Genomic DNA, 22,925 nt, shown 5'->3' on the forward strand with positions numbered 1-22,925 from the left:
AGTCACTGCTCAATCCTGCGTGCCGTTCACCGCGCGGCGGACGCCGGAGCGTGCCCGTCCACACCGCCGAACGCCGCGCCCCGGGACTCGCCGTCGTCGCCGCCGCTGAACACCCGGGCGTCCGCCGGGGAGTCCTCCGGTGCGCGGGCCGGACGGGACGGGACCACCCGGTCCTCGTCGTCCAGCTGGGCGCGCACCCGGGGCAGGGTGCCGCGCTGGTGCTCCCACATCCAGCCGACCAGGCGCTCGCGGGCCAGGCAGCGCAGGTCCCACAGCGCGCCCGCGTCGGCCGCGCTGACCAGGGCCCGCAGCCGGATCATCCCGCCGGTCGCCTCGGTCACCTGCAGCACGCAGACCCGCTTGTCCCAGAGCTCGGAGCCCTCGCAGACCCGGCGCAGCTCGGCGCGCAGCGGCTCGATCGGGGTGGACCAGTCCACGTCGATCTCCGCGGTACCGAGCACCGCCGAGGTGTTGCGGGTCCAGTTCTGGAACGGCTTGGTGGTGAAGTACGAGGTCGGCAGGATCAGCCGCCGGTCGTCCCAGATCTGCACCGCCACGTAGGTCAGCGTGATCTCCTCGATCCGCCCCCACTCGGCCTCGACGACGACCACGTCGTCGACCCGGATCGCGTCGCTGAACGCGAGCTGCAGCCCGGCGAAGACGTTGCCGAGCGTGCTCTGCGCGGCCAGCGCCGCGATGACGCTGATCAGGCCGGCCGAGGCGAGCACGCTGGCACCCAGGGCCCGGATGTCCGGGAAGGTCATCAGCATGACGCCGGCCGCGAGGATCACGATCGCCGCGACGGTGACCCGGCGCAGCATCACCACCTGGGTCTTGATCCGGCGGCGGCGCAGGTTGTCCGGGACGTCGGTGCGCCAGCGGGCCAGCGCCATGTCCTCCAGCACCAGCAGCAGGGCGCCGACCAGCCAGGCGAACGCGGCGATGACGAGCAGCACCAGCGCGTGCACCACACCGGCCCGCCCGGGGAACTCCCCGGCGAAGACCCGGATCGCCTGCTGGACGGCGACCAGGGTGACGGTGACCAGGAACGGCCGGTGCATGGTCCTGGCGAGATCAGCGGCGAGTGCGGATCGGCGGCCGATCCGGATCATCGCCCAGTGCGCCGCTTCGACGAGCACGACGGCTGCTCCCGCAGCCACCGTGACACCGAGCACGGCAGTCAGAACGCTGGACACGAACTTTCCCCTCCACGGTCGAGTGCTGTGCCAGCGCACCACCTTGCCCCGGCCGGGGCCCGGCACACACCCGCTATGGCAGATGTCGGATACAGCTCACACCCGCCGAGGGTAGGAAGCGATGCCAAGTCCTGTTTCCGTCACTAAGATCTTGCGACGCTCAGATCGCGCGGAACGCGGCCGGTGAAGAACCGCGCTCCGATCGTGCGGAACGCGGCCGGCGAAGAACCGCGCTCCGATCGTGCGGAACGCGGCCGGCGAAGGACCGCGCTCAGATCTTGCGGTACTTGGCCTGCGCGAAGCAGTACGCGCCGAACGCCGCGATACCGACCGCGATCAGCGCCAGCAGCCAGACGCCCCACGGGTGACCGGCGAGCGTCTTCAGCGCCGCGTCCAGGCCCCGGGCCTTGTCCGGGTCGTAGGTCACCGCGGCCGCGACGACCAGGATGCCGGCGATCGTGTACGCCACGCCCTTGGCCGCGTAACCGGCCATGCCGAGCCGGATGATCGGCTGCCGGGTGGCGGCCGGCATCTGCTGGGTGTTCAGGTGCTTGGTGAACTTGCGGGTCAGACCGTAGACGGCCATGCCGATGCCGACGCCGAGCACGACCAGGCCGATGAAGCCGACCAGCCAGCGTCCGCCGGAGGACTGCATCAGACCCGCCGACTTGCTCTCCGAGTTGTCACCCATCGACGACTTGGCGCCCTGGATCACCTTGACCGCGACCCAGGCCAGGTAGAGGTAGAGCACGGCGCGGATGCCGGAGAGCACCCGCTCGGCGATCGCACCCTTGGTCTGCTCGCCACTCTCGCCGACGGCCGCCTCGAAGAGCTGCCAGATCGCCATCGCGACCAGGCCGACCACGATGGCCACCAGCAGCGCCTTGCCGTAGGACTGGCCGGCCAGCTCCTGGAGCGCGCCGGACTGGTCGCTCTCCTTGCCGGAGCCGCCGAAGGCGACCTGCAGTGCGATCCAGGCGAAGAGCACGTGGATGATGCCGTAGCCGACGAATCCGCCCCGGGCCAGGTATTCCAGAGGCTTGCTGTCGGCCGCGCGTGACGCGTGGTGCTTGACGTTCGAGGCAGTGGAGGACATGCCCCTCAATGTGACCGGACGCGCCCTCCGCCAAACGCCGGGTGTTAGCGGGCCACCTGCACCTGGATCGCGCTCTGCGTCACGTTCGACAGCGAGACCTGCAGGCCGGCCACGTCGACGGCCTGCTGGCCCTTGGTCAGGGTGACCTGCTCGCCGCCCACCGACAGGGTGACGGTGTTGTCGTCGGCGCTGATGAACGCGGCTTCCACGCCGAGGACGCTGACGCTCGCGTTGGTCTCCCGCTGAATGGTCACGGTGCACTGGTCGACGCCACAGCTCAGGTCGTCACTGCAGCCGGTCAGCAGGGCCGCACCCAGGGCGGCGGAGACGAGAACGGCGGCGATGCGGCGGCGGGGCTCAAAGGTCAACACCCATGCAAGGGTACGCACCGGCGACAACCCTAAGCTGGTCATCGATACTGCGAGGAGGCTGTGAATGAGCGAGTACCCGGTCCAGGACAACACCGCCAGACACCGGTTCGAGCTGCTGCTGGACGGCGAGGTGGGCGCGCTCGCGACGTACCGGATGCGCGGCGAGGACGTGGTGATCGTGCTGCACACCGAGACCCACCCGGACATGCGCGGGCGGGGCCTGGCCGGTGAGCTGGCCCGGCAGACCCTGGACCAGCTCCGTGCGCGGGGACAGAAGATCGTCCCGGCCTGCCCGTTCTTCGCCCACTACCTCGGCGAGCACCCGGAATACCGCGATCTCGTCGCCCACTGACCAGTACTGATCAGGCGGCGACCGGCTCCGGGACGTTCGCGCCGGCGATCAGCTCGGCGGCGGCCAGGCCACAGGCGCGGGTCGCGCCGAACGTGGCCACGTGCAGCCCGCCGAGCACGGTGACCGGGATGCCCATCTCCACCACGATCGCGTCCGGCCGTACCGCGAGCACCGCGGTGAGCGCGTCCTCGATCCAGCGGTGCCGGTGCACGTCCCGGACCACCAGCACCAGCGGCCGGCCGTCCGCACCGGCCAGCACCGCGCCCGCCGGGTCGCCGAGCCCTTCGAGGTCCTCCGCGGCGAACCGGGCCGCGGTGGTGCCGGGCAGCAGCTCGCTCAGCGGCGCGCCGATCCCCCAGGGCGTCTCGCTGCCGATCGCGATGTTCCGCGGCGGCGCGAACTCCACCACGTGCGGCACGCCGACGATCGGGAGCTCCGGCGCACCCTCGCCGCGGGTCACCCGGACCGCGCGGCGGGCGGCCGCGAAACCGACGTCCGAGCCGAGGCCCGCCGGTGGCTGCGAGCCGTGGGTGACTCCGGCTTCTTTTTGGGTACGGGTGGTCCAGGCGCCCAGTGCGCGCACCCGGGCGACCGCGTCCCGCAGTCGCTGCTCGGGCAGCTCGCCGGAGCGAACCGCTTCGACGATCGCGTCCCGGAGCTCGATCGCGGTCTGCTCGTCGGCGTGGTCACCGCCCACGCAGATGGCGTCCACACCGGCGGCCAGCGCGCGCACGGTGGCGCCGGCCAGCCCGTAGCGGCGGCGCACCCCCTGCATCTCGATGCCGTCGGTGACGATCAGTCCGTCGAAGCCGAGCTCCTCGCGCAGCAGCCCGGTGAGGATGCGGTGGCTGAGGGTGGCCGGCAGCTCCGCGTCGTACGCGGGGACCAGCAGGTGGCCGGTCATCACCGACTTGACGCCGGCGGCGATCGCGGCGCGGAACGGCACGAGTTCGCGGGCGGCCAGCTCGTCGGCGGTGCGGGCGATCAGCGGGACGTCGTGGTGCGAGTCCACGCTGGTGTCGCCGTGCCCGGGGAAGTGCTTGGCGCAGCCGGCCACGCCGAAGGTCTGCAGTCCCCGTACGAAAGCGGCGGTGTGCCTCGCGACCAGCAGCGGCTCGGCGCCGAACGAGCGGACCCCGATCACCGGATTGTCGGGGTTGTTGTTGACGTCCGCGTCGGGCGCGTAATCGAGGGTGATGCCCGCGGTGGCCAGGTCGCAGCCCAGGTCGCGGGCGACCGCCTCGGTCAGCAGCGGGTCGTCGATCACGCCGAGCGCGAGGTTGCCCGGGCGGGAGCTGCCCAGCCGGGACTCGAACCGGGTGACGTCGCCGGCCTCCTCGTCGATGGCAACGATCACGTCGGCGCGCTCGGCCCGCAGCTGCGCGGTGAGCGCGGCCACCTGGGCGGGCGATTCGACGTTGCGGGCGAAGAGCGCCACCCCGCCGAGGCCGTCGCCGAGCCAGCGGCGGATCCAGTCGGGCGCGGAGGTGCCGACGAATCCCGGCTGGAGAACCGCGGCGGCAAGTTCCGGCAATTCGCCGTGCTTGGACATGATCCCCCGTACCTCCGATTGCATCCAAGAACGTCTATGTGAACGTTCTCCCCCGTTCGGGGACCTATGGTCACACCCGCCACAGCCATTAGTCAACAAACCTTTCTATTAGCTGTGGCCGATACTCGATAGAGTGGCGGCGTGCCGCTCACCCCCCTCGCGGAAGCCACCGTCGACTGGTCAGAGATCCACGCCGTCCGGTTGCTCGGCGTCGCGCTCGCCGTTCTCTTGCTGATCTGGGCGATCCGCCGCATGTTCGGCGGCAAATAGGGGTACGAGGCGGCAACCTTCACCACAGATCGGATGGCCTCACCCCCATGAAGCTCCCCATCTACGGCCCCCGGCTGCGCAAAGTCGCTCGCACCCACTTCGGGTGGCCGTCCCTGCGCCCGGGCCAGTTCAAGCCGATGCGCGCCGTGCTGCGCCGCAAGGACGCCCTCGTGGTGCTGCCGACCGGAGCCGGCAAGTCGGCCATCTATCAGATCCCGGCCGTGCTGCTGCCCGGCCCGACCGTGGTGATCTCCCCGCTGCTCGCTCTTCAGCAGGACCAGATCGCCGCGCTCAACGAGCGGAACGACCCGAAGATCCGCGCGGTCCGGGTCAGCTCCGCCGAGACACCGCGCGAGCAGCAGGAGGCCATCGAGGAGCTGCGCGCCGGCCGCGCCGAGTTCCTCTTCATCACCCCGGAGCAGCTGGCCAACCCGGAGCGCCTGGCCGAGGTGCGCGCCCTCAAACCCGGCCTGGTCGCCGTCGACGAGGCGCACTGCATCTCCGCCTGGGGACCGGACTTCCGGCCCGACTTCCTGGCGCTCGGCGACATGATCAAGGAGCTGGGCAGCCCGCCGGTGCTGGCGCTGACCGCCACCGCGTCGCCGCCGGTCCGCGACGACATCATCGCCCGGCTGCGGCTGCGCAAGCCCGAGATCCACGTGTCCGGACTGGACCGGAGCAACCTGTTCCTCGAGGTGGCGTACTGCGCGGACGAGACGTACCGGTGGAAGCGGCTGACCGCGATGCTGGACCAGGAAGAGCGGCCCGGCATCGTCTACGTCCCCACCCGGCGCGCGGCCGAGGAGCTCGCCGAGAAGCTCACCGCGGCCGGCTACTCCGCCGAGTACTACCACGGCGGGATGACCGGCGCCCTGCGCGAGCAGCGGCACGAGGACTTCACCAACGACCGGGTCGACATCATGGTGGCCACCTCGGCGTTCGGCATGGGCATCGACAAGCCGAACATCCGCTGGGTGGCGCACGTGGCGCTGCCCGACTCACCGGACAGCTACTTCCAGGAGATCGGCCGGGCCGGCCGGGACGGCGAACCGGGCCGGGTGCTGCTGCTCTGGCGCTCCGAGGACGAGGCGATCCAGCGCTTCTTCAACGGCGGCGGCCCGGACGAGGAGGAGCTGCGCAAGCTGGCCGGCGCCCTGCACAAGGGAGTGACCACCAAGACCGAGTTGGCGAAGAAGACCGGGCTCGGCCCGCGCCGTCTCGCGCAGTACCTCGCGCTGCTGGAGCAGGCCGGCGCGGTCCGCACCGGAGCGGGCGGCAGACTCTCCGTCCCGCCCGGCGCGCCGATGCCGCCCAAGGCCGCCAAGACCGCTGTCGCCGAGCACGAACGGCAGCAGACCGTGGTCAAGTCGCGGACCGACATGATGCGCGCGTTCGCGGAGAGCCGGCAGTGCCGCACCGAGACCCTGCTCGCCTACTTCGGCGAGGAGATCCGGCGCAGCTGCGGCCACTGCGACAACTGCGCCGACGGCAGCGCGGAGGCGGTGAACGCGGTCGAGGAGGAAGGCCCGTTCGCCATCCACAGCAAGGTCCGCCACGGCGAGTGGGGCACCGGCATGGTGATGGGCTACGAGGAGGAGAAGATGACCGTCCTCTTCGACACGGTCGGCTACAAGACCCTGTCCGTGCCGGTCGTCGTCAACCAGAAACTGCTCACCGCCGCCTGACGCTCGACCGGCCGGCTCAGGCGGACCAGGCCCGGACGACGTCGTCCGGGCCCCAGATCAGATCCGCGGCCCCGGCCGGCACGTCGGCTCCTGAACGGCTGACCACCACCAAGCCGTGACTTGCCGACCTGCCGCCGTCCGCGGATGCGATCGAGCTGTTTGGTGAGCAGATCGAACTCGGCGCGTCGGCCAACGAACATCGACGGCCCCGAAGCTAGATTGAATCTTACTTCGGAGCAGTCTACTTAAAAATCGTACCGTCCGCCCTGAGGTCAGCGTCCGGGCTCGGCGTGCGAGTCGCTCTCCGCGTGCCAGTCGGCGTCGGCGGAGAGGTCGTCGTGGTCGGCCGGGCGGGCGGCGATGAGCAGGATCGTCGCGGCGGCCAGGACGCAGCCGGAGACGACGAAGACGTCGACCGCGGCCCGTGCGAACGCCGGCGCGAGCAGCAGCGTGCCGAGCACCGCGAGCGACGAGCCGACGCTGCCGACCACGCCGGCCGTGAACAGGACGGTGGCCGATCCGCGGACACCCACACCGAGCGATCCCATCCAGCCCCCATCCATCGACCGTGACGCATGACAATAGCCATGCGGACCGGTCGATGGGGTCCCGTCAGGTAACAGCCTCGCGAAAACGTGCGGCTGCGCCGCCCGAAATCGGGCTTCCGTGCCCGAAAACGGCATGCTCGAAGTCCCGCTCGGCCAGCCGGGCGAGGCTCTCCGCGGCGCGCTCCGGGTCGGCGGTGGCCATCGGGCTCGGCCCGGTCACCCGACCGCGGACCGCGGTGGCGGCGTCACCGGCGAAGAGCACCCCGCCCGCGCGGTCCAGCAAGTAGGACAGATGCCCCCGGGTGTGACCGGGCGTGTGCACGGCGGTGAACCCCTCGACCGGCTCGGCGCCGTCGCCCACCAGCTGGTCCAGCTTGGTCGGCTCGACAGCGCCGATCGTGCGGACCAGGAAGCGCCGCAGCCGGCCGCCGGTCGGCTCGGCCGGCGGGAACGCGCCGTTCATGAACGGCGCCTCGGCGGCGTGCGCGATCAGCCGGGCCCCGGCGCGTTTGCGCAGGTCGGCGGCGCTTCCCGCGTGGTCGGGATGGTGGTGGGTGAGCAGCACGGCCCGCACGTCGGTCAGCGACCGGCCGAGCTTGCGCAGCGCGCGCTCGATCGTCGCGCCCCGCCCGGGCAGCCCGGTGTCGACGAGCACCACCCCGTCGTCGGTGACGACCAGATGGACGTTGACATATCCGAGTGGGATCTCGAAGACCCCGTCGACCACTTCACGCACCCGCCGAATCTATCGCTAGCCCCACCCCGGTCCCCGGCAGCGGTACCGCGGAACGACGCGCTCGCGGGGCGGCGGGAGCACGCGATCCCGGTTGCGCGTGCCGCTGCCGCCCACCCGGGGGCGGTGCGGCACCGCAATCCCACAACGCGTCCCCACACCGCCCCACAACAGCGGCCGGCTGGTGCTCAGGGATGCCAAAAGACCCGCGAGACACCCCTCAACACCAGCCCGGCGCGGTCCGGCGCGGCCGGCTGGCGCTGACGGTCCCCTCCAGGCTCGCGAGGCAACCCTCAGCACCAGCCGGCCGCACGGACCGAGCCAACGCCGGCCCGGGCAGCGGGCGGCTGGCGGAGAGCGGTGCGACGGCGGTGGGGGTCAGCGGGTGGCCAGGTTGGGGAGGATGCCCAGGTTGCGGGCGTGGGCGACGGCCTGGCGGCGGTTGGTCGCGGTCAGTTTGGTCAGGACGGCGGCCACGTGGGCGTCGACGGTGCGCACCGACAGGAGCAGCCGGGTGGCGATCTCCGGGTTGCTCAGGCCCGCCGCGAGCAGCCGCAACACCTCCAGCTGGCGGCCGGTCAGCCCGGCCGGGTTGTCCCGGGTGGCCGGGAGCGGGCCGCGCGGGATCCGGGTGACACCCTGCTCGCGCAGCCGGTGCCGGAGCCGGCGGGCGAGCGGGGCGGCGCCCATCGCGTCCAGGTCGGTGATCGCGGTGAGCAGGTCGGCCGGGTCGGAGCTGTGGGCCAGGGCGACGGCGGCTTCGTACCGGCAGCCCGCCTCGGTCCAGCCGGCCGCCGCTTCCCGGGCCGCGCCGGCCGCTTGCAGTGCGTACAAATGGGAATTGAGCCTGACCGGCACCCCCAGCTGCCGCAACCAATAGCCGAACGCCTCCTCGCCGAAGACCGGCCGATAGGCCGGCGCGAGCAGATCCGCGACGGCCCGGTCGTCGCGCAGCCACGCCGCCTCCGCCATCGCCGCGCCGGCCGGGCCGATCCGCTGCGCCTCGCCGATCCGCAACGCGATCGCCCACCCCTCGGCGATCATCTCGTCGCCACCCGGACGACCGGTGCGCACCCGGGCCAGCCCCTGCACGACGAGCGCCGGGCAGCGCATGTTCGGTGGCGCACCGGCCGCCCACCCGGCCTCGCGTTCGGCGTCCGCCCACTCGGCGCGGGCCAGGTGCAGGCGGGCCCGGGCGACGTGCAGGTAGCGCAGGAACCCGAGGGCCTCGTTGCGGTCGGCGAACTCGATCGCCTCGGTCAGCATCTCGTCGGCCTCGGCGAGCCGCAGGTGGTCGAGCAGCTGCCAGCACATGTTGGCGTAGGCGCGGCAGGCGTGATCGGTCTCGCCGGCGGCCAGCGCGACGGTCAGGCTCTCGGTCAGCAGCGGCCACCCGGTCGCGGCGTCGCCGGCCTGCCAGTGCGCGAAACCGACGTTGTTCAGCGCGTGCGAGAGCACCCCGGCGTCCGTGCCGGACCTGCGGGCCAGCGTGATCGCCCGGGTGCCGACCTCGATCGCCTCGGCGTTCTGCCCGGCCAGCATGTACAGCTGGGACTGATTGCTCAGGCCGAACGCCAGAGCGCCCGGTTCGCCGGCGCCGGTCAGCACGAACACCGCCTGGAACGCGCACGCCTCGGCCGCCGGGCGGTCACCGGCCCACCAGTGCAGCCGGGAGAGCCGGCGCAGCGCCAGCCCGATCCGGACCGGATCACCCAGATCCCGGCGCAGGGCGAGGGCCGCCTGCTGGGTGGTCACCGCGCGGGTGGCGTCGGCCAGCAGGTAGAGCTCCTCGGCGTACCCCTCCAGCAGATCGGCCCGGACCGCCGGCTCAAACGCGGCCTGCTGATCCAGGGCCAGCGCGTAGTGCGCGGCGGCCTCGCGATGCGCGCCGGCCTTCGCCGCCTCCGCCGCGGCCGGCGGCGCGAACCGGATGATCAGCGCCTCGTCACCGGCCTCGGCCGCGTGATGCACCAGCCGGGAGAGATCAACCCCGCCTCGGTCCAGGAGGGCGGCGACCACCGCCTGATTCGCGGCGATTCTTCGGTACGACGGCAGCCCGGCCGCCACCGCCCGGCGCATCAGCTCGTGCCGGAACGCCACCCGTCCCGGCGCCACACTGAGCATCCCCCGCCGTTCCGCGGCGGCCAGCGTGCCCAGGCCACCCGGCACCAACGCCTCGACCAGCCAGCGCTCCACCGCGGACGGCACCACCGCGAGGGTCTCCAGCGCCACCCGGCACGGCTCGTCGAGCGCCTGCAGCCGGGCCAGCACCGCCTCCGCGACGGTGGCCGGCACCCCTTCCGCGTCGCGAGCGCCGAGCACCTCGGTGACGAAGAACGGGTTGCCCGAGGTGACCGCGAAGACCCGCTCGGCGTCCAGGCCGCGGCCGGCCACAAGCGTCCGCACCGCGTCCGCGGAGAGCCGGGCCAGCGGCAGCCGGCACACCGTCGCGGCCTGGGCGAGCACCTGGTGCAGCGGGTGCCCGGCGGCGACCTCGTCGTCCCGGTACGTCAGCACCAGCACCACCGGCAGCGCCGCGATCCGCCGGGCCAGGAACAGCAGCACGTCGAGGGTCGCCTCGTCGGCCCAGTGCACGTCCTCGATCAGCAGCAGGGTGGGGTGGCCCGGCCAGTCCAGCTCGGCCCGGAACGCCTCGAGCACCCGGGCCCGGTCACCGGCGGCGAGCGCCTCGGTCAACGCGGTGCCCACCTTGCCGATCAGGTCACGCAGCGGCCCGAGCACCCGCGGGGTGGCCAGTGCGTCGCACCAGCCGGTCAGCAGCCGCCCCTCGGCCGGCAGGATCGACCGGGCCGCGGCGGCCACACTCGACTTGCCGATCCCGGCCTCGCCGGTCACCAGCACCACCGAGCCGTGCCCGGCGGCGGCCCGCCGGGCGGCCGCGGCCAGCTCGGCGAGCTCCTGGTCGCGTTCCAGCAGGTGCCGCCTCATGTCCCCGAGACTAAGCGCCGGACTAGGTGATACCAGCGGCCGAGCTAGGTAGCCGACACGGATTCGGCCCGGCCCGGACGTCCGTAGAACGGATGCATGAATGACGACAAGCTGATGGAGTTCGTACACAAGTTCGTCGGTGACCTGGGCGCCACCATCGGCGCCGGCGGCGTGGTGATCGGGGACCGGCTCGGCCTCTACAAGGGGCTGACCGCCGGGCCGTCCCTCCCGGAGGAGCTGGCCGAGCGGACCGGGACCGCGCCGCGCTACGTCGAGGAGTGGCTGCGCGGCCAGGCCGCCGGCGGCTACGTCGAGTACGACCCGGCGAGCGGGCGGTACTCGCTCACCGAGGAGCAGGCGTTCGCGCTGACCGACCCGGACGGGCCGATCTTCGCGCCGGGCGCGTTCCAGCTGGCCCTGGGCGCGCTGCGGGCCGAACCGCAGATCACCGAGGCGTTCCGGACCGGTCACGGGCTGGGCTGGCACCAGCATCACGAGGACGTGTTCACCGGGTGTGAGCGGTTCTTCCGCCCCGGGTACAGCGCCAGCCTGGTCGCCGCGTGGCTGCCGGCACTGGACGGGGTGGAGGCGAAACTGCGCGGCGGGGTGCAGGTGGCCGACGTGGGCTGCGGGCACGGTGCGTCGACGGTGCTGATGGCCTCGGCGTACCCGGATTCGGTCTTCACCGGGTCGGACCTCCACCCGGACTCGGTGGACCAGGCCCGCAAGCGGGCGTCCGACGCCGGGCTGGACGGGCGGGTGCGGTTCGAGACGGCCGGCGCGCAGAGCTTCGGGGGCGGCCCGTACGAGCTGGTCACCACGTTCGACGCGCTGCACGACATGGGCGACCCGCTGGGCGCGGCACGGCACGTACGGTCGAAGCTGACCCCGGACGGCACCTGGATGATCGTGGAGCCGGCGGCCGGCGACTCGGTGGGCGCCAACCTGAACCCGATCGGGCGGGTGTACTACGCGTTCTCGGCGTTCCTGTGTGTGCCGAGCGCGCTGTCCCAGGAGGGCGGGTACTCGCTGGGCGCGCAGGCCGGTGAGGAGCCGATCCGGCGGTTGACGGCGGACGCCGGTTTCACCCGGTTCCGGCGGGCGGCGGAGACCCCGTTCAACATCGTGTACGAGGCCCGCCCGTAGGCCGGGCTTCAGAACGATCCGGGCCGGGCTTCAGGACCGGCCGGGGCCCGGGTCTCGGAACCGGCCGGGGCCCGAGTCTCGGAACCGGCCCAGGCCCCGGGTTGCAGCACCTGTAGGGGCCCGGGTTTCGGAACCGGCCGGGCTCCGGGGTGAACACCAGCGTGATCGGGTAGAGGGAGCGGTGAGAGGCGCCGGCCCGGCAGTGCGCGACAATGCGCTGTCGGCCGCCGACGAAAGCGAAAGGACTCCCTGAGTGACGGACGAACCGCTCTACGCCAAGCTGGGCTTCACCGACGGCGAGTGGGGGCTGCTTGTCGGCCTTCCGCACGCGGTGGTCACCGCAGCCAGCGCCGCCACCCATGACAGCGCCCGCAAGACCCGGGCCGAGAGCGCGGCCGGGATCAGCCGGATCTCGGACGCCCGCGCATCGGCGAGCACCCTGGTCACCGCGGTGGCCACGGCCGCCGTGGCCGAGGCGGGCGACCCCGAGTTGGGCGAGGAAGCGCCGGTGATCGAACCGGCCGACCCCGCCGCGTACGCGAGTGACGTCCTGGGCCGCGCGGCCGAGGTCGCCACCCTGCTCTCGGCGAAGGCCTCGGTGGCCGACGCCGAGACCTACCGGCACTGGCTGCTCGAGGTCACCGACGCGGTGGTCGGCGCGGCCTCCAGCGGCGGCCTGCTCGGCATCGGCGCCGAGACGGTCACCGAGGACGAGCGCACGTTCCGCGACGATCTGGCGAGCGCGCTCGCTGCTTGAGCGGTCTCATCGGAGCCCGGGGCCGTGTCGACGGTTCCGGGCTCCTTTGCCGTTCGGCGGGCGCCGGTCTTGCGGCCGCCTCAAGCCGTCAGGCGCCCTCAAACCGTCGGGCGCCCTCAGCCCGGCGGGCCTTTCTCAAGCCGTCAGGCGCCCTCAGCCCGGCGGGCTTCCTCAAGCCATCGGGCTTCTTGCTCTCTGCGGGCTTTGTCTTTCGGCCTCCTCAGGTTGGTGGGTGCCAGGTCAAGACCGGGTCCATCTGGCGGAGGATCAGGTCCGGGCCCAGCCGCCCGGCCAGTGACATGCCGGTGTTGCGAACCCACTCGGCGGCCCGGTTGTCCAGCCCGGCCATTCGGGCGACCCGGCGCGACGCCCGCGCCACCGCGGTGGTCCGCGGCAATCGCTCCGCCGAATATCGCGGCAGGTCGGCAGCGTGCGCGGCGAGCACCGCGGCGTCCTCGATCGCCTGGCAGGCGCCCTGACCCAGATTCGGCGTCATGGCGTGGGCCGCGTCGCCGAGCAGCGCGACCCGGCCCCGGTGAAAGCTCGGCAACGGCTGGTCCAGGCAGCGGACATCGGTGCGGGTGACCGCCGTCGCCGCGGCGATCAGCGACCGGATCGGCTCGTGCCAGGCGCCGAAGAGCCGGGACAGCTCGGCCTGCTCGTCGGCGGCCCGGCCACCCGCCGGGGCGGGCGCGGTGGCATAGCAGTAGACCCGGCCGTCGCCGAGGACGACCACTCCGAAGACCTTGCCGCCGCCCCAGGTCTCACCGGGTGTCACCGTGCCGCCGGGGTGCGGGACGACGAAACGCCAGCTGGTCACGCCGGTGTGGACCGGGCCGGGGTGGGCGGGGAACAGGCTCATCCGTACCGAAGAGTTGATCCCGTCGGCCGCGACCACGAGATCGGCGGTGAGCGGGCCGTCGGCGGTGACCACCGTCCCGCTCGACGGGTCGACCTCGGTGACCGGCCGGCCCAGGCGGAGCGTGCCCGGCGCCAACCCGGAGGCGAGCACCTCGACCAGGGTCGCCCGGTGCACCGCGATGATCGGATCACCGAACCGCGCGGTCGCCCGATCACCGTCGCTGCGGCTGATCCACCCGCCGTCCGGCCGACGGATGCCGGCCGCGCCCTCCAGCCCGGACAGCTCGCGCAGCCGGTCACCGAGCCCGAACGTGTCAAGCGTGCGCAGCGCGTTGGGCGCGACCGCCAGCCCGGCGCCGACCTCCTCCAGCGCGGCCGCCCGCTCCAGCACGGTGACATCCCACCCGCGCCGCTGCAGGGCCACCCCCGCGGCGAGGCCGCCGACGCCCGCTCCGATCACCACTGCCTGTGCCATGGATCGATCCTGGCACGCGGCCGGAGCGGTCGTCCGCACTCATGAGGGCGTCTTTCAGCCGCCCCGATCGGGCCATTGTCAACAGGCCTCCGGGACCGCCTCCTGATCCACTCGCTGCGGCTCGCTTGACCTTTCCCCTGGGGCAAGGTGCAGGCTGGAGGCCGGAGACGGGAGGGTCCGATGATCGACGAGTATGTCCAGGCGCGCCCCGCGCCGCCGCTGCGGCCGCACATCGCGTTCTACTCCGGTTATCGGCAGCGCGGCGTCCCGCCAGGCCGGCATCGCGGCCTGCCGTCGCCCTACCTCACGCTGATCTTCACGATGGACGAGCCGCTGGTCATCGCCGAGCACCCCGACCGGCGCCAGGTCCCGGGCACGTTCGACGCGCTGCTCGGCGGCCTGCACCTGCGCCCGGCGACGATCACGCATGACGGCTGCCAGTCGGGTGTCCAGGTGGCGCTGCACCCGCTCGGCTGCCGGGCGCTGCTCGGCCTGCCCGCCGCCGAGCTGGCCGGCCTCGACGTCGACCCGGGTGCCGTCCTCGGCGCGCCGTTCGTCGGCCAGCTGCGCGAGCGGTTGTCCGCGGCGCCCGGCTGGCCGGCCCGCTTCGCGGCCCTCGACACGGCGCTGACCGCTCTGCTCCCCGACGCTTCCACCCCTTATCGGTACGCAGTACGCCGCCGCACCACGATCCCGCCGGCACACCCCGCGGCCGAGCGGATCGCCCACGTCTGGGCGAGCCTGTGCCGCGGTGGCACGCCGATCGCCGAGTTAGCCGGCGAGGTCGGCTGGAGCGCACGTCACCTGACCGACCGGTTCCACGCCGAGCTGGGCCTGCGCCCCAAGGAGGCGGGCCGGATCGCCCGTTTCGACCGCGCCCGCCGCGCGTTGCGCCCCGGCGTGCGGTTCGCCGACATCGCCGCCGAGCACGGTTATGCCGACCAGTCACACCTGGTCCGCGACTTCCAGGCGTTCGCCGGGTGTGCACCGTCGCGGTGGTTGTCGGACGAGTTCGGTTTCGTCCAAGCGTCCGCCGCCGCGGCCGACCACGATGGAGGTCATGACTGAGCAGAAGACACCCCCGCCCCCGCAGATCTGGCCGACCCTGCGGGCGGCCGACGCCCGCGCACTGATCCGTTTCCTGGTGACCGCGTTCGGGTTCGAGGAGACCGTGACGTACGGCGACGGCGACCGGGTCGACCACTGCCAGCTGAGCTGGCCGCCGGGCGGTGGCCTCATGCTCGGCTCGGTCCGCGACGAGACGGACGACGCGTGGGCGCTGCAGCCGGGCACGTTCGGGGCCTACGTGGTCACCGACGAGCCGGACAAGCTGGCCGAGCGGGCCCGCGCGGCCGGGGCGGTGATCGTCAAGGAGCCGTTCGACACCGACTACGGCTCCCGCGATTTCGCCGCCCGCGACCCGGAGGGCAACCTGTGGGCATTCGGCACCTACCGCGGCGAGCCCCGCTGACCCGTTTCCACAGCCGGGCCATGGACCGGGCAGGCGTTCGCACGCGGACCGGCGTTCACGAGCGGGGCTGCTCCCGGCCGAGGAGGCCCCGTTCGAAGGCCGTGGCCACCGCCGCGGCTCGGTCCCGGACGCCCAGCTTCGCGTAGGCGTGCAGCAGGTGCGTCTTCACCGTCGCCTCGCTGATGAACAGCTTCCTGGCCGCCTCCCGGTTGCTGGACCCCCGGGCGATCAACGCCAGCACCTCCAGCTCCCGCTGGCTGAGTGGCTCCTTCTCCCCGGCCGGCGCCCGCAGCCGCCCCATCAGCCGCCCGGCGACCGACGGCGACAGCACCGACTCCCCGCGGAACGCCGCCACCACCGCCCGGAACAGCTCCTCCCGCGGCGAGTCCTTCAGCAGGTAGCCGGTCGCCCCCGCCTTGATCGCCGGCAGCACGTCGCTGTCCGTGTCGTACGTCGTCAGCACCAGCACCCGCGCCCCCGACCCACCGGCCTTGAGCTCCCGGATCGTGCTGACCCCGTCCAGCACCGGCATCCGCAGGTCCATCAGGATCACGTCGGGCCCGACCGCGGCCGCCACGGCGAGCGCCTCCCGCCCGTCCCCGGCCTCGCCCAGCACGGTGAACCGGTCGTCGCCGGCGAACATCCCGCGCAGCCCGTCCCGCACCACCGGGTGATCGTCGACGATGAGCAGCCCGATCACGGGGCGCCGCCGATCCCGATCGCCGGCACGCAGGCCGACAGCGCGGTCCCGCCACCCGGCTCGGACTCCACCCCCAGGGTCCCGGCGATCCGGGACAGCCGCTCCCGCATCGCGCTGAGCCCGAACCCGCCGCTCGCGGTCACCTCCCGGGGCCGGTCCGGGTCGAAACCGGCGCCGTCGTCGCGGACGTCCAGGGTCACCATGTCCTCCATGTAGGAGAGGGTCAGTCCGACCCGTCCGGCGCGGGCGTGCCGGGCCACGTTGGCCAGAGCCTCCTGGGCCGTACGCAACAGGGTCATCTCGATCTCGGGCAGCAAGCGTCGGGTCGGTCCGGTGGTGATCAGGTCGGCGCGGACGCCGTGCAGTCCGGACCAGCTCTGCACCACCTCGCCGAGCGCGTCGGGCAACCCCGCCTCGTCGAGGTGCTGCGGGCGCAGCGCCTGCACCGAGCGGCGGGCCTCGGTCAGGCTCTCCCGGGCCAGGCGTTTCGCCGCGGCCAGGTGGCGTTCGCGCTCCGCGGTGCCGGTCTCGGCGGCCTCGAGCTGGGTGACGATCCCGGTCAGCCCCTGGGCGAGCACGTCGTGGATCTCGCCGGCCATCCGCTGCCGCTCGTCCAGCACGCCGGCCTCGTGCGCCTGGACCAGCAGCTGGGCGTGCAGCCCGGCGTTCTCCTTGAGCGCCTCCTCGAGCTTCGCGTTGGCCTCGGCCAGCTCGTCGATGATCTCGTTGCGGCGGACCGCGTTGCGGTCCTTGACGGTCTCCAGCCGGGTCATGGCGGACGAGATCCCGGCGTTGACCAGGAAGAGGAAGCCGTAGAGCCACAACCCGCCGGTGCTCTCCAGGGTCCGGTAGCCGCCGGCCTGCGAGGCGGCGGTGACGGATGCGACGCCGGCCGCGCCGACCACCTGCCACCACCCGGGCAGCGTGTAGACGGTGAAGAGGTATCCGGTCCAGACGAAGAACCCGAAGAGCGGGTTGCACCACACCAGCAGCGCGGACAGCAGCAGGAAACCGACGAAGAGCAGCACCGACACCACCCGCGGCCGGTTGGTGGCCGGGAGCAGGCGCCAGATCAGCAGCCAGACGGCGGCGGTGCCGCTCACCACGAACGTGACCCGCAGGGGCTGCTGGGGCAGATCGATCGGACGGGCGAGGATCGCCAGTACGGTCGCGGCGGCGAGCAGGCCCGCGGCCACGTTCAGCAGGCGCGCCTCGGTCCAGTCGGTCCGCAGGTCCACCCGGGCCAGCCGGTTCATCGACGCTCACCTCCGTCCGGTCCAGTCTGACATTTCAGGGTCGCCGCGAGAAAGGCGGTCAGTTCCAGCGGAACAACCGTGCCGCCACGAGCCCGAACACCACCAGATAGCCGACCAGCACCACCGACGACAGCGCGTTCGGCCAGCTCCCGGTCATCGCGTCATGCAGGGCCCGCTCCCCGGCGCCGAGCGGGGTGAGGTCACCGATCCGCTGCACGACGTCCGGCATGAACTCGCGCGGTGTCCACAGCCCGGCGAAGAACATCGACGGGAAGAACAGCAGCGTCCCGGCCGCGTTGCCGGCCTTGCCGGTCGGCGCCAGCGCGGCCACCAGCAGCCCGATCGCGAACACCCCGGCCGCGCAGAGCAGGAAGGCCAGCACGAACCCGGCGACGTTGGCGGCCAGTGGCACGTCGAAGACGAAGAAGCCGACCGCGATGCAGATCGCCGACGAGACCACCGCGATCAGGATCGACGACATCAGCTGCGCGCCGAGCAGGGTGATCGGCCGGACCGGCGTGGTGGCGAACCGGCGCAGCACGCCCTTCTCCCGATAGGCGGCCAGCACCGCGGGCATCACCTGCAGGCCGACCATGGCCAGGACCAGGGCCATCGAGATGCCGACGTAGACGTCGATGGTCCGGACGCCGTTCAGCTCCGGTGACGGTTCGCGGAACGCCGGGATGCAGCCCAGGATCAGGACCAGGATCGTCGGGAAGAAGATCGTGAAGAAGACCGGCACCGGCTCGCGGACCAGGAGTTTGAGTTCGGTGACGGTGAGCTTGGCGAAGACGTTCACAGCTGCTCCTGGTTCCGGTTGCCGGTGAGACGGACGAAGGCGTCGTCGAGGCTGGCCTGCTCCAGCCGCAGGTCGACGGCGACGATCTGATGGACGGCGAGCACCGAGCTGACCGCGTGCAGCAGGTTGCCGGACCCGATCACCTCGACCCGGTCACCGCGGCGTTTCACCTCGCGGACCTCGGGCAGGACGGTGAGCAGCGCGTCGTCCAGCGGCGCGGACGGGCGGAACCGGATGGTCTGCTCGACGGCGGCGCGCGACACCAGGCCGGCCGGGGTGTCCAGGGCGACCACCGCACCCTTGTCGATCACCGCGATCCGGTCGCAGAGCCGCTCGGCCTCTTCCATGAAGTGGGTGACCAGCACGACGGTGACCCCGCGGCCGCGGACCGACTCGATCAGGTCCCAGGTGTCCCGGCGGGCCTGCGGGTCGAGGCCGGTGGTCAACTCGTCGAGGACGGCGATCCGAGGATCGCCGATCAGAGCCAGGGCGATGGAGAGACGCTGCTTCTGGCCGCCGGAGAGCTTTGCGTACGCCGTACCGAGCTTGTCGCCGAGTCCCAGCTCATCGGCGAGCACCCGCCAGTCGGCCGGCGCGGGGTAGAACGCGCTGTAGAGCTCGAGCGCCTCGCGTACGGTCAGTTTCTCCTGGAGTTGGCTCTCCTGGAGTTGCACGCCGACCAGGGCCCGCAGCTGCGGATCGCGCGGAGCGCGGCCGAGGACACGGATCGTCCCGGAGTCCGGGGCGCGGAGCCCGGCCACGCATTCGACGGTGGTGGTCTTCCCGGCGCCGTTCGGGCCGAGGATGCCGAAGATCTCGCCGTCCTCGACGGCAAGCGACACGTCACGAACCGCGACGGTGTCCCCGTAACGCTTGCTGAGGTTGCTGACCTCGATGACTGCCATGCACCCAGCGTCACGGATGAAGCCGGGTGCCCGAATCGACCAGCGAGCGAACTCCTCCATCCACCGGTCGGTGGATGGAGGCTTACGCCACCGCTTCCGCTTCCACCTCGGCAGCGCTGCGGCGCAGGCCGGTCACCGCGGAGTAGACCGACCCGACCTGCGCCGCGACGCGCTTCCAGGAGTACGCCTGCCGGGCCCGATCGAGCGCCGCCGTCGCGTACGTGAACCGCCGCACCTTGTCGTTGACCAGCCGGCGCAGTGCCCCGCCGAGCGCCCGCGGGTCCCGGGCCGGCACCAGGTCACCGGTGAGCCCGTCGACAACCGTCTCGGTCAGCCCGCCCACCGCGGTCCCGATGATCGGCACGCCGCAGGCCATCGCCTCCAGCGCGGACTGCTCGAACTGCTCCTCCCAGGGCGCGGCGACAAGCATGTCGGCCGAGCGGTACCAGCTCGGCATGTCCCGGTGCGGCACCGAGCCGACCAGGCGGAACCGGTCGGCGACCTGGCACCGCTCGGCGAGCGCGCGCAGCGACTTGGCGCCCGGGTCACCGGCGAGCTGATCGGCCCGCGGGCCGCCGACAACGACCACCTCGGCGCCCGGCACGAACCGCATCGCCTGGATGACGTCGCCGAAGCCCTTGTGCTCGACGAGCCGGCCGACCGAGAGGATCCGGGGCCGGTTCAGGTCACGCGCGGCGATCGGGCCCTCCGGGGTGAACCGGACGCTGTCCACGCCGGCCGGCACCACGGTGAGCTGTGCCCGCGGCACCCCGATCCGGACGAGTCCGCGCACCTCGTCCTGGGTCTGTGCGACCACCCGGTCGACCGCGCGGCCGAGCGCCCGCTCGTACCCGGAACGGGACGGGCCGACGGCGGCCGGGTCGATCGCGCCGAGTTCGTGGAATGACTGCACCACCGGGATGCCGACCTGCTTGGCCGCGGTGATCGCGGCCAGGCCACTGGTCCAGAAGTGTGCGTGCACCACGTCCGGGCGCCAGCCGTCGTGCTGCCACTGCGCGCTGAGCAGCCGGGCGAACTCGGCCATGTGCGGAAGGAGATCCTCGGCCGGCACGTGCTCGGCCGGACCGGCGGCGATGTGGACGACATGCACGCCGTCCGGCCCGGGCACCACGTCGGCCACCGCCGGGTCCGTACGACGGGTGTAGACACGGACGTCGTGCCCGATTTCGGCGAGCGCCCTGGACAGGTCGGCGACGTGGGCATGCTGGCCGCCCACGCCTAGAGGGCTGGCGTGTTCGGAGATCATCGCAATTCGCACGGGTTCTCCTCAGCGGCGGGAGTGACGGGATAACGGCAGGTTTCGTTGCCCGAGTGCCCCTAGCGTAAACATCCTGGCCGGGCGGGGTGGCCGCTCAACCGAGTTCAGACGGCGACCTGACGGCGGTAGTACTCGGTGTACTCGTCGAGCAACGCATCGACATCGGCGGTGGCAGCGAGGTCGAAACGCTCAAAAAGGTCGTGATACAGGCGGATGTCGGAACGGCTCTGTGCGGTCATCGACGTGTTGAACAGGTCGATGATCACGGCACGCCGATCGAGCAGCTCGAACGAGTGCATGGGCGCGACAGTGACGAACGAGCGGGCCGGCAGGATCTTCAAGCTGACGTTCGGGAGGCCGGTCAGGTACCGGATCTGCTGAAGCTGGCCGATCATGTCTTCCGGGGTGCCGACCCCGGCGCCCAGCACCGACTCCGTGATCACGAAGTGGAACCTCTTCGTCGCCGAGGCGAGGATCTCCTGTCGCGACATCCGCCGCGAAACGGTCGTCACCAGGTTCTTCCCGGCGTCCTGCCCCGCCGATTCCGGCGCGAGCATGGATGCCAGCGTGGTGATCACCGCGCGGGCATAGCTGCTGGTCTGCAGCAGACCCGGGATGACCGACGGATTGAAGACGCGGATCTCCGAGCTCTGCCGCTCGAGCTGTCCCACCTCGTCCTGGCGCTGCGGCAGACCCCGGGGCTCGGCCCGCCAGTCGGTCATCCGCTCGTAGGTCTGCGTAGCCAGCGATTCCAGCGCCTCGGCCTCGTCTGCGGGAAGACCCATCGCCTGGGCGAGTGTCCGGACGTCGACCGGATCCGCGGGCGATTTACCGGTCTCCAGCCGTGACACCTTGGCCTGGCTCATACCCGCCCGTTTGGCCAGGTCCGCACCGGTCAGCCCGGCACGGAGCCGGGCGAACCGCAGGGCCGCGCCGATCGACAGCCTGCCGACGTCGCCGAGCGAGCCGAAGACATCAGACATGGGCCGGCCATCGCTCAGGAGATCTGACGCGCCGCGTCCAGGAGCAGGTGCAGCGGAATCTCAACGAGTGACTCGCCTTCCGGTAGGTCGACACCGGCCACCCCGCCCGGCACGGCATAGCCTTGCACGACCAGTGAATCGCGATCCGTGCGATACACGGTCGGGCAGCTGCCGGTGACGCATACCCCGGCAATCATTTCGGCTTGAAGCGGTCGATGCTCGGATGAGTAAGTCATTTCGGCGGATATCCCTTTTGTCATGGCATGAATGTAGCGAGCCGCGGGCACGATAACACGACTTCTCAAATATTCAATGGATATTCACTCGATGTGGCGTCACGCGCACGATACCGCCACCTGACTAGCCCGTCACCCGAGGACCAATATCACTGATCACCAGGCAAACTACCGGTTTTGCCGCTCAGTGAATATGCATTGATATGCAGGAGCGAATCTCAGATATTCGTCTCCGAGGTGCGATGCGCCTTTTCCGACCCCTCGGTCCCACCGGGAGCAACCATGAACGCGGCCGTGCTCTACCTCGCCGTCGCCGGGCTCTTCCTGTCCCTGTCCCTGGCCCTCACGTCCCTCAAGTACGCCCTCGCCCCGATCGGCGAGATCGTCCGCGCCGCCGGCGCGCTCGCCCTGGTCGCTCTCTCGATCAGCACTGCGGCGGCCTTCCTCATCGCCGGCCTGATGGCCCGGTGACCCGATGGAACCCCTCGTCCTCGTGTCCGCCGTCGCCGCCCTGATCATCTTCGTCGTGCTGACCGAGTTGGTGGCCGCCGCGATCCCGGTCCTCATCGTGATCACCCTGGTCCCACCGGCCGAGCGCGCCGACCTGGCCCGCCTGCTGGCTGCCGCCGACAGCTCCCGCCGCCTGCGCCTGTGGCCGGCGCTGCGCATCGCCACCGCCGCCCGCCGCCGGCAACGCACCCGTTAGGAGCTGGCGACGCAGGGTAATCCCCGGCCATGGCCACTGTCGTACGCACCGTTCACGCCCCGCCCGAGCGCGTCTTCGCCGTCCTCGCCGACGGCTGGTCGTACAGCGACTGGGTGGTCGGCACCACGCACATCCGCGACGTCGAGGCGTCCTGGCCCGAGGCCGGCGCCGAGCTGCATCACAAGGCCGGGCCGTGGCCGTTCTCGCTGCACGACAAGTCGACGGTGCTCGCGTGTGTCCCGGGCCGGGAGCTGACGATCCGGGCGGGGCTGTGGCCGCTGGGTGAGGCGATCGTGAAGATCGTGCTGGACACCGAGGCCAACGGCGACACCCGGGTGACCATGCACGAGAAGTTCGACTCCGGTCCGCTGCTCTGGGCCCGCAACAAGATCAACGATCTGGTGCTGCACCAGCGCAACGTGGAAGCCCTGCGCCGGTTGGCGGACATCGCCGAGTCCCGCCGCCAGCCCGCCGCTTGATCACCGCTTGATCACCGCTTGATCACCAGGCCGAGCCGAGGCGAGCCGCACCACACCACCAGACCGCCGCTCCTCAAAACCACCACGCCACCACGCGACCAGCCCGCCGCCCCTCAAGAC

General features: G+C 71.9%; 25 protein-coding genes. 10 read left to right on the forward strand and 15 right to left on the reverse strand.

What is annotated here, in order from left to right:
- Positions 1-26: 26 nt before the first annotated feature.
- From ADL15_RS36320 to ADL15_RS36330, 3 genes are all read right to left on the reverse strand, one after another.
- Positions 27-1,196 (reverse strand): mechanosensitive ion channel family protein, encoded by a 1,170-nt coding sequence (locus ADL15_RS36320; RefSeq protein ID WP_067700988.1) that lies wholly within the window; start codon positions 1,194-1,196, stop codon positions 27-29.
- A gap of 271 nt (positions 1,197-1,467) precedes the next feature.
- Positions 1,468-2,292 (reverse strand): DUF1206 domain-containing protein, encoded by an 825-nt coding sequence (locus ADL15_RS36325; protein ID WP_067700994.1) that lies wholly within the window; start codon positions 2,290-2,292, stop codon positions 1,468-1,470.
- A 44-nt stretch (positions 2,293-2,336) separates the two neighbouring features.
- The gene (locus ADL15_RS36330; protein ID WP_232344763.1) at positions 2,337-2,663 is read right to left on the reverse strand and encodes a hypothetical protein; all 327 of its coding nucleotides are present in this window, start codon (positions 2,661-2,663) and stop codon (positions 2,337-2,339) included.
- Between the two features lie 64 nt (positions 2,664-2,727).
- On the opposite strand from ADL15_RS36330, the gene ADL15_RS36335 reads away from it, so the two are divergent.
- Complete coding sequence (locus tag ADL15_RS36335; protein WP_067701000.1) at positions 2,728-3,015, forward strand: GNAT family N-acetyltransferase; 288 nt, start codon at positions 2,728-2,730, stop codon at positions 3,013-3,015.
- A 10-nt stretch (positions 3,016-3,025) separates the two neighbouring features.
- Here the strand turns inward: ADL15_RS36335 and ADL15_RS36340 are convergent, their stop codons facing one another.
- Positions 3,026-4,570, reverse strand: coding sequence for a glycoside hydrolase family 3 protein (locus ADL15_RS36340; protein WP_394326969.1), 1,545 nt, complete (start codon positions 4,568-4,570; stop codon positions 3,026-3,028).
- A 138-nt stretch (positions 4,571-4,708) separates the two neighbouring features.
- On the opposite strand from ADL15_RS36340, the gene ADL15_RS56640 reads away from it, so the two are divergent.
- Positions 4,709-4,837: a hypothetical protein gene (locus ADL15_RS56640; RefSeq protein WP_269748413.1), complete on the forward strand. Its 129-nt coding sequence runs from the start codon at positions 4,709-4,711 to the stop codon at positions 4,835-4,837.
- Between the two features lie 47 nt (positions 4,838-4,884).
- Positions 4,885-6,522: a RecQ family ATP-dependent DNA helicase gene (locus ADL15_RS36345; protein WP_067701006.1), complete on the forward strand. Its 1,638-nt coding sequence runs from the start codon at positions 4,885-4,887 to the stop codon at positions 6,520-6,522.
- 272 nt (positions 6,523-6,794) lie between these two features.
- On the opposite strand, the gene ADL15_RS36350 is transcribed toward ADL15_RS36345, so the two are convergent.
- The 3 genes from ADL15_RS36350 to ADL15_RS36360 form a co-directional block, all read right to left on the reverse strand.
- Positions 6,795-7,070: a hypothetical protein gene (locus ADL15_RS36350; protein WP_067701009.1), complete on the reverse strand. Its 276-nt coding sequence runs from the start codon at positions 7,068-7,070 to the stop codon at positions 6,795-6,797.
- A gap of 64 nt (positions 7,071-7,134) precedes the next feature.
- Positions 7,135-7,806 (reverse strand): MBL fold metallo-hydrolase, encoded by a 672-nt coding sequence (locus ADL15_RS36355; protein WP_067701012.1) that lies wholly within the window; start codon positions 7,804-7,806, stop codon positions 7,135-7,137.
- Between the two features lie 375 nt (positions 7,807-8,181).
- Entirely contained in the window at positions 8,182-10,752 is a 2,571-nt protein-coding gene (locus ADL15_RS36360) for an ATP-binding protein (protein ID WP_067701015.1), read from the reverse strand.
- A gap of 96 nt (positions 10,753-10,848) precedes the next feature.
- On the opposite strand from ADL15_RS36360, the gene ADL15_RS36365 reads away from it, so the two are divergent.
- Together ADL15_RS36365 and ADL15_RS36370 are read left to right on the forward strand one after the other, a co-directional pair.
- Positions 10,849-11,898 (forward strand): class I SAM-dependent methyltransferase, encoded by a 1,050-nt coding sequence (locus ADL15_RS36365; protein WP_067701018.1) that lies wholly within the window; start codon positions 10,849-10,851, stop codon positions 11,896-11,898.
- 253 nt (positions 11,899-12,151) lie between these two features.
- Entirely contained in the window at positions 12,152-12,655 is a 504-nt protein-coding gene (locus tag ADL15_RS36370) for a hypothetical protein (protein WP_067701021.1), read from the forward strand.
- Positions 12,656-12,875: 220 nt separating this feature from the next.
- Here the strand turns inward: ADL15_RS36370 and ADL15_RS36375 are convergent, their stop codons facing one another.
- Complete coding sequence (locus ADL15_RS36375) at positions 12,876-13,991, reverse strand: FAD-dependent monooxygenase (RefSeq protein WP_083972219.1); 1,116 nt, start codon at positions 13,989-13,991, stop codon at positions 12,876-12,878.
- Positions 13,992-14,171: 180 nt separating this feature from the next.
- Here ADL15_RS36375 and ADL15_RS36380 point away from each other — a divergent pair, with 180 nt between their 5' ends.
- Positions 14,172-15,059 (forward strand): AraC family transcriptional regulator, encoded by an 888-nt coding sequence (locus ADL15_RS36380; RefSeq protein WP_067701024.1) that lies wholly within the window; start codon positions 14,172-14,174, stop codon positions 15,057-15,059.
- Positions 15,052-15,462, forward strand: a complete 411-nt coding sequence (locus ADL15_RS36385; protein ID WP_067701027.1) for a VOC family protein — start codon at positions 15,052-15,054, stop codon at positions 15,460-15,462. The genes ADL15_RS36380 and ADL15_RS36385 overlap by 8 nt, the downstream gene beginning before the upstream one ends.
- A gap of 55 nt (positions 15,463-15,517) precedes the next feature.
- On the opposite strand, the gene ADL15_RS36390 is transcribed toward ADL15_RS36385, so the two are convergent.
- The 7 genes from ADL15_RS36390 to ADL15_RS36420 form a co-directional block, all read right to left on the reverse strand.
- Positions 15,518-16,162, reverse strand: coding sequence for a response regulator (locus ADL15_RS36390; protein ID WP_067701030.1), 645 nt, complete (start codon positions 16,160-16,162; stop codon positions 15,518-15,520).
- Positions 16,159-17,418, reverse strand: coding sequence for a sensor histidine kinase (locus ADL15_RS36395; RefSeq protein ID WP_067701033.1), 1,260 nt, complete (start codon positions 17,416-17,418; stop codon positions 16,159-16,161). The genes ADL15_RS36390 and ADL15_RS36395 overlap by 4 nt, the downstream gene beginning before the upstream one ends.
- Before the next feature lie 58 nt (positions 17,419-17,476).
- Positions 17,477-18,217, reverse strand: coding sequence for an ABC transporter permease (locus ADL15_RS36400; RefSeq protein ID WP_067701036.1), 741 nt, complete (start codon positions 18,215-18,217; stop codon positions 17,477-17,479).
- Positions 18,214-19,122 (reverse strand): ABC transporter ATP-binding protein, encoded by a 909-nt coding sequence (locus ADL15_RS36405; RefSeq protein ID WP_067701039.1) that lies wholly within the window; start codon positions 19,120-19,122, stop codon positions 18,214-18,216. The genes ADL15_RS36400 and ADL15_RS36405 overlap by 4 nt, the downstream gene beginning before the upstream one ends.
- 82 nt (positions 19,123-19,204) lie before the next feature.
- Positions 19,205-20,401 carry a glycosyltransferase gene (locus ADL15_RS36410; RefSeq protein ID WP_067701042.1) on the reverse strand — a complete coding sequence of 399 codons (1,197 nt, stop codon included), beginning with the start codon at positions 20,399-20,401 and terminating at the stop codon, positions 19,205-19,207.
- Positions 20,402-20,505: 104 nt separating this feature from the next.
- A complete protein-coding gene (locus ADL15_RS36415; RefSeq protein WP_067701045.1) occupies positions 20,506-21,384 on the reverse strand; it encodes a helix-turn-helix domain-containing protein in 879 nt (292 codons plus the stop codon).
- 14 nt (positions 21,385-21,398) lie between these two features.
- Complete coding sequence (locus tag ADL15_RS36420; RefSeq protein ID WP_232344764.1) at positions 21,399-21,644, reverse strand: hypothetical protein; 246 nt, start codon at positions 21,642-21,644, stop codon at positions 21,399-21,401.
- Positions 21,645-21,902: 258 nt separating this feature from the next.
- Here ADL15_RS36420 and ADL15_RS36425 point away from each other — a divergent pair, with 258 nt between their 5' ends.
- The 3 genes from ADL15_RS36425 to ADL15_RS36435 are packed head-to-tail and all read left to right on the forward strand — an operon-like array spanning position 21,903 to position 22,805.
- Entirely contained in the window at positions 21,903-22,091 is a 189-nt protein-coding gene (locus ADL15_RS36425) for a hypothetical protein (protein ID WP_067701051.1), read from the forward strand.
- Between the two features lie 4 nt (positions 22,092-22,095).
- Entirely contained in the window at positions 22,096-22,326 is a 231-nt protein-coding gene (locus ADL15_RS36430) for a hypothetical protein (RefSeq protein WP_067701054.1), read from the forward strand.
- A 29-nt stretch (positions 22,327-22,355) separates the two neighbouring features.
- Positions 22,356-22,805, forward strand: a complete 450-nt coding sequence (locus ADL15_RS36435) for an SRPBCC family protein (protein WP_067701058.1) — start codon at positions 22,356-22,358, stop codon at positions 22,803-22,805.
- The last annotated feature ends 120 nt before the right edge of the window (positions 22,806-22,925 follow it).

Source organism: Actinoplanes awajinensis subsp. mycoplanecinus (assembly GCF_001509495.1).
GTDB lineage: Bacteria > Actinomycetota > Actinomycetes > Mycobacteriales > Micromonosporaceae > Actinoplanes > Actinoplanes palleronii.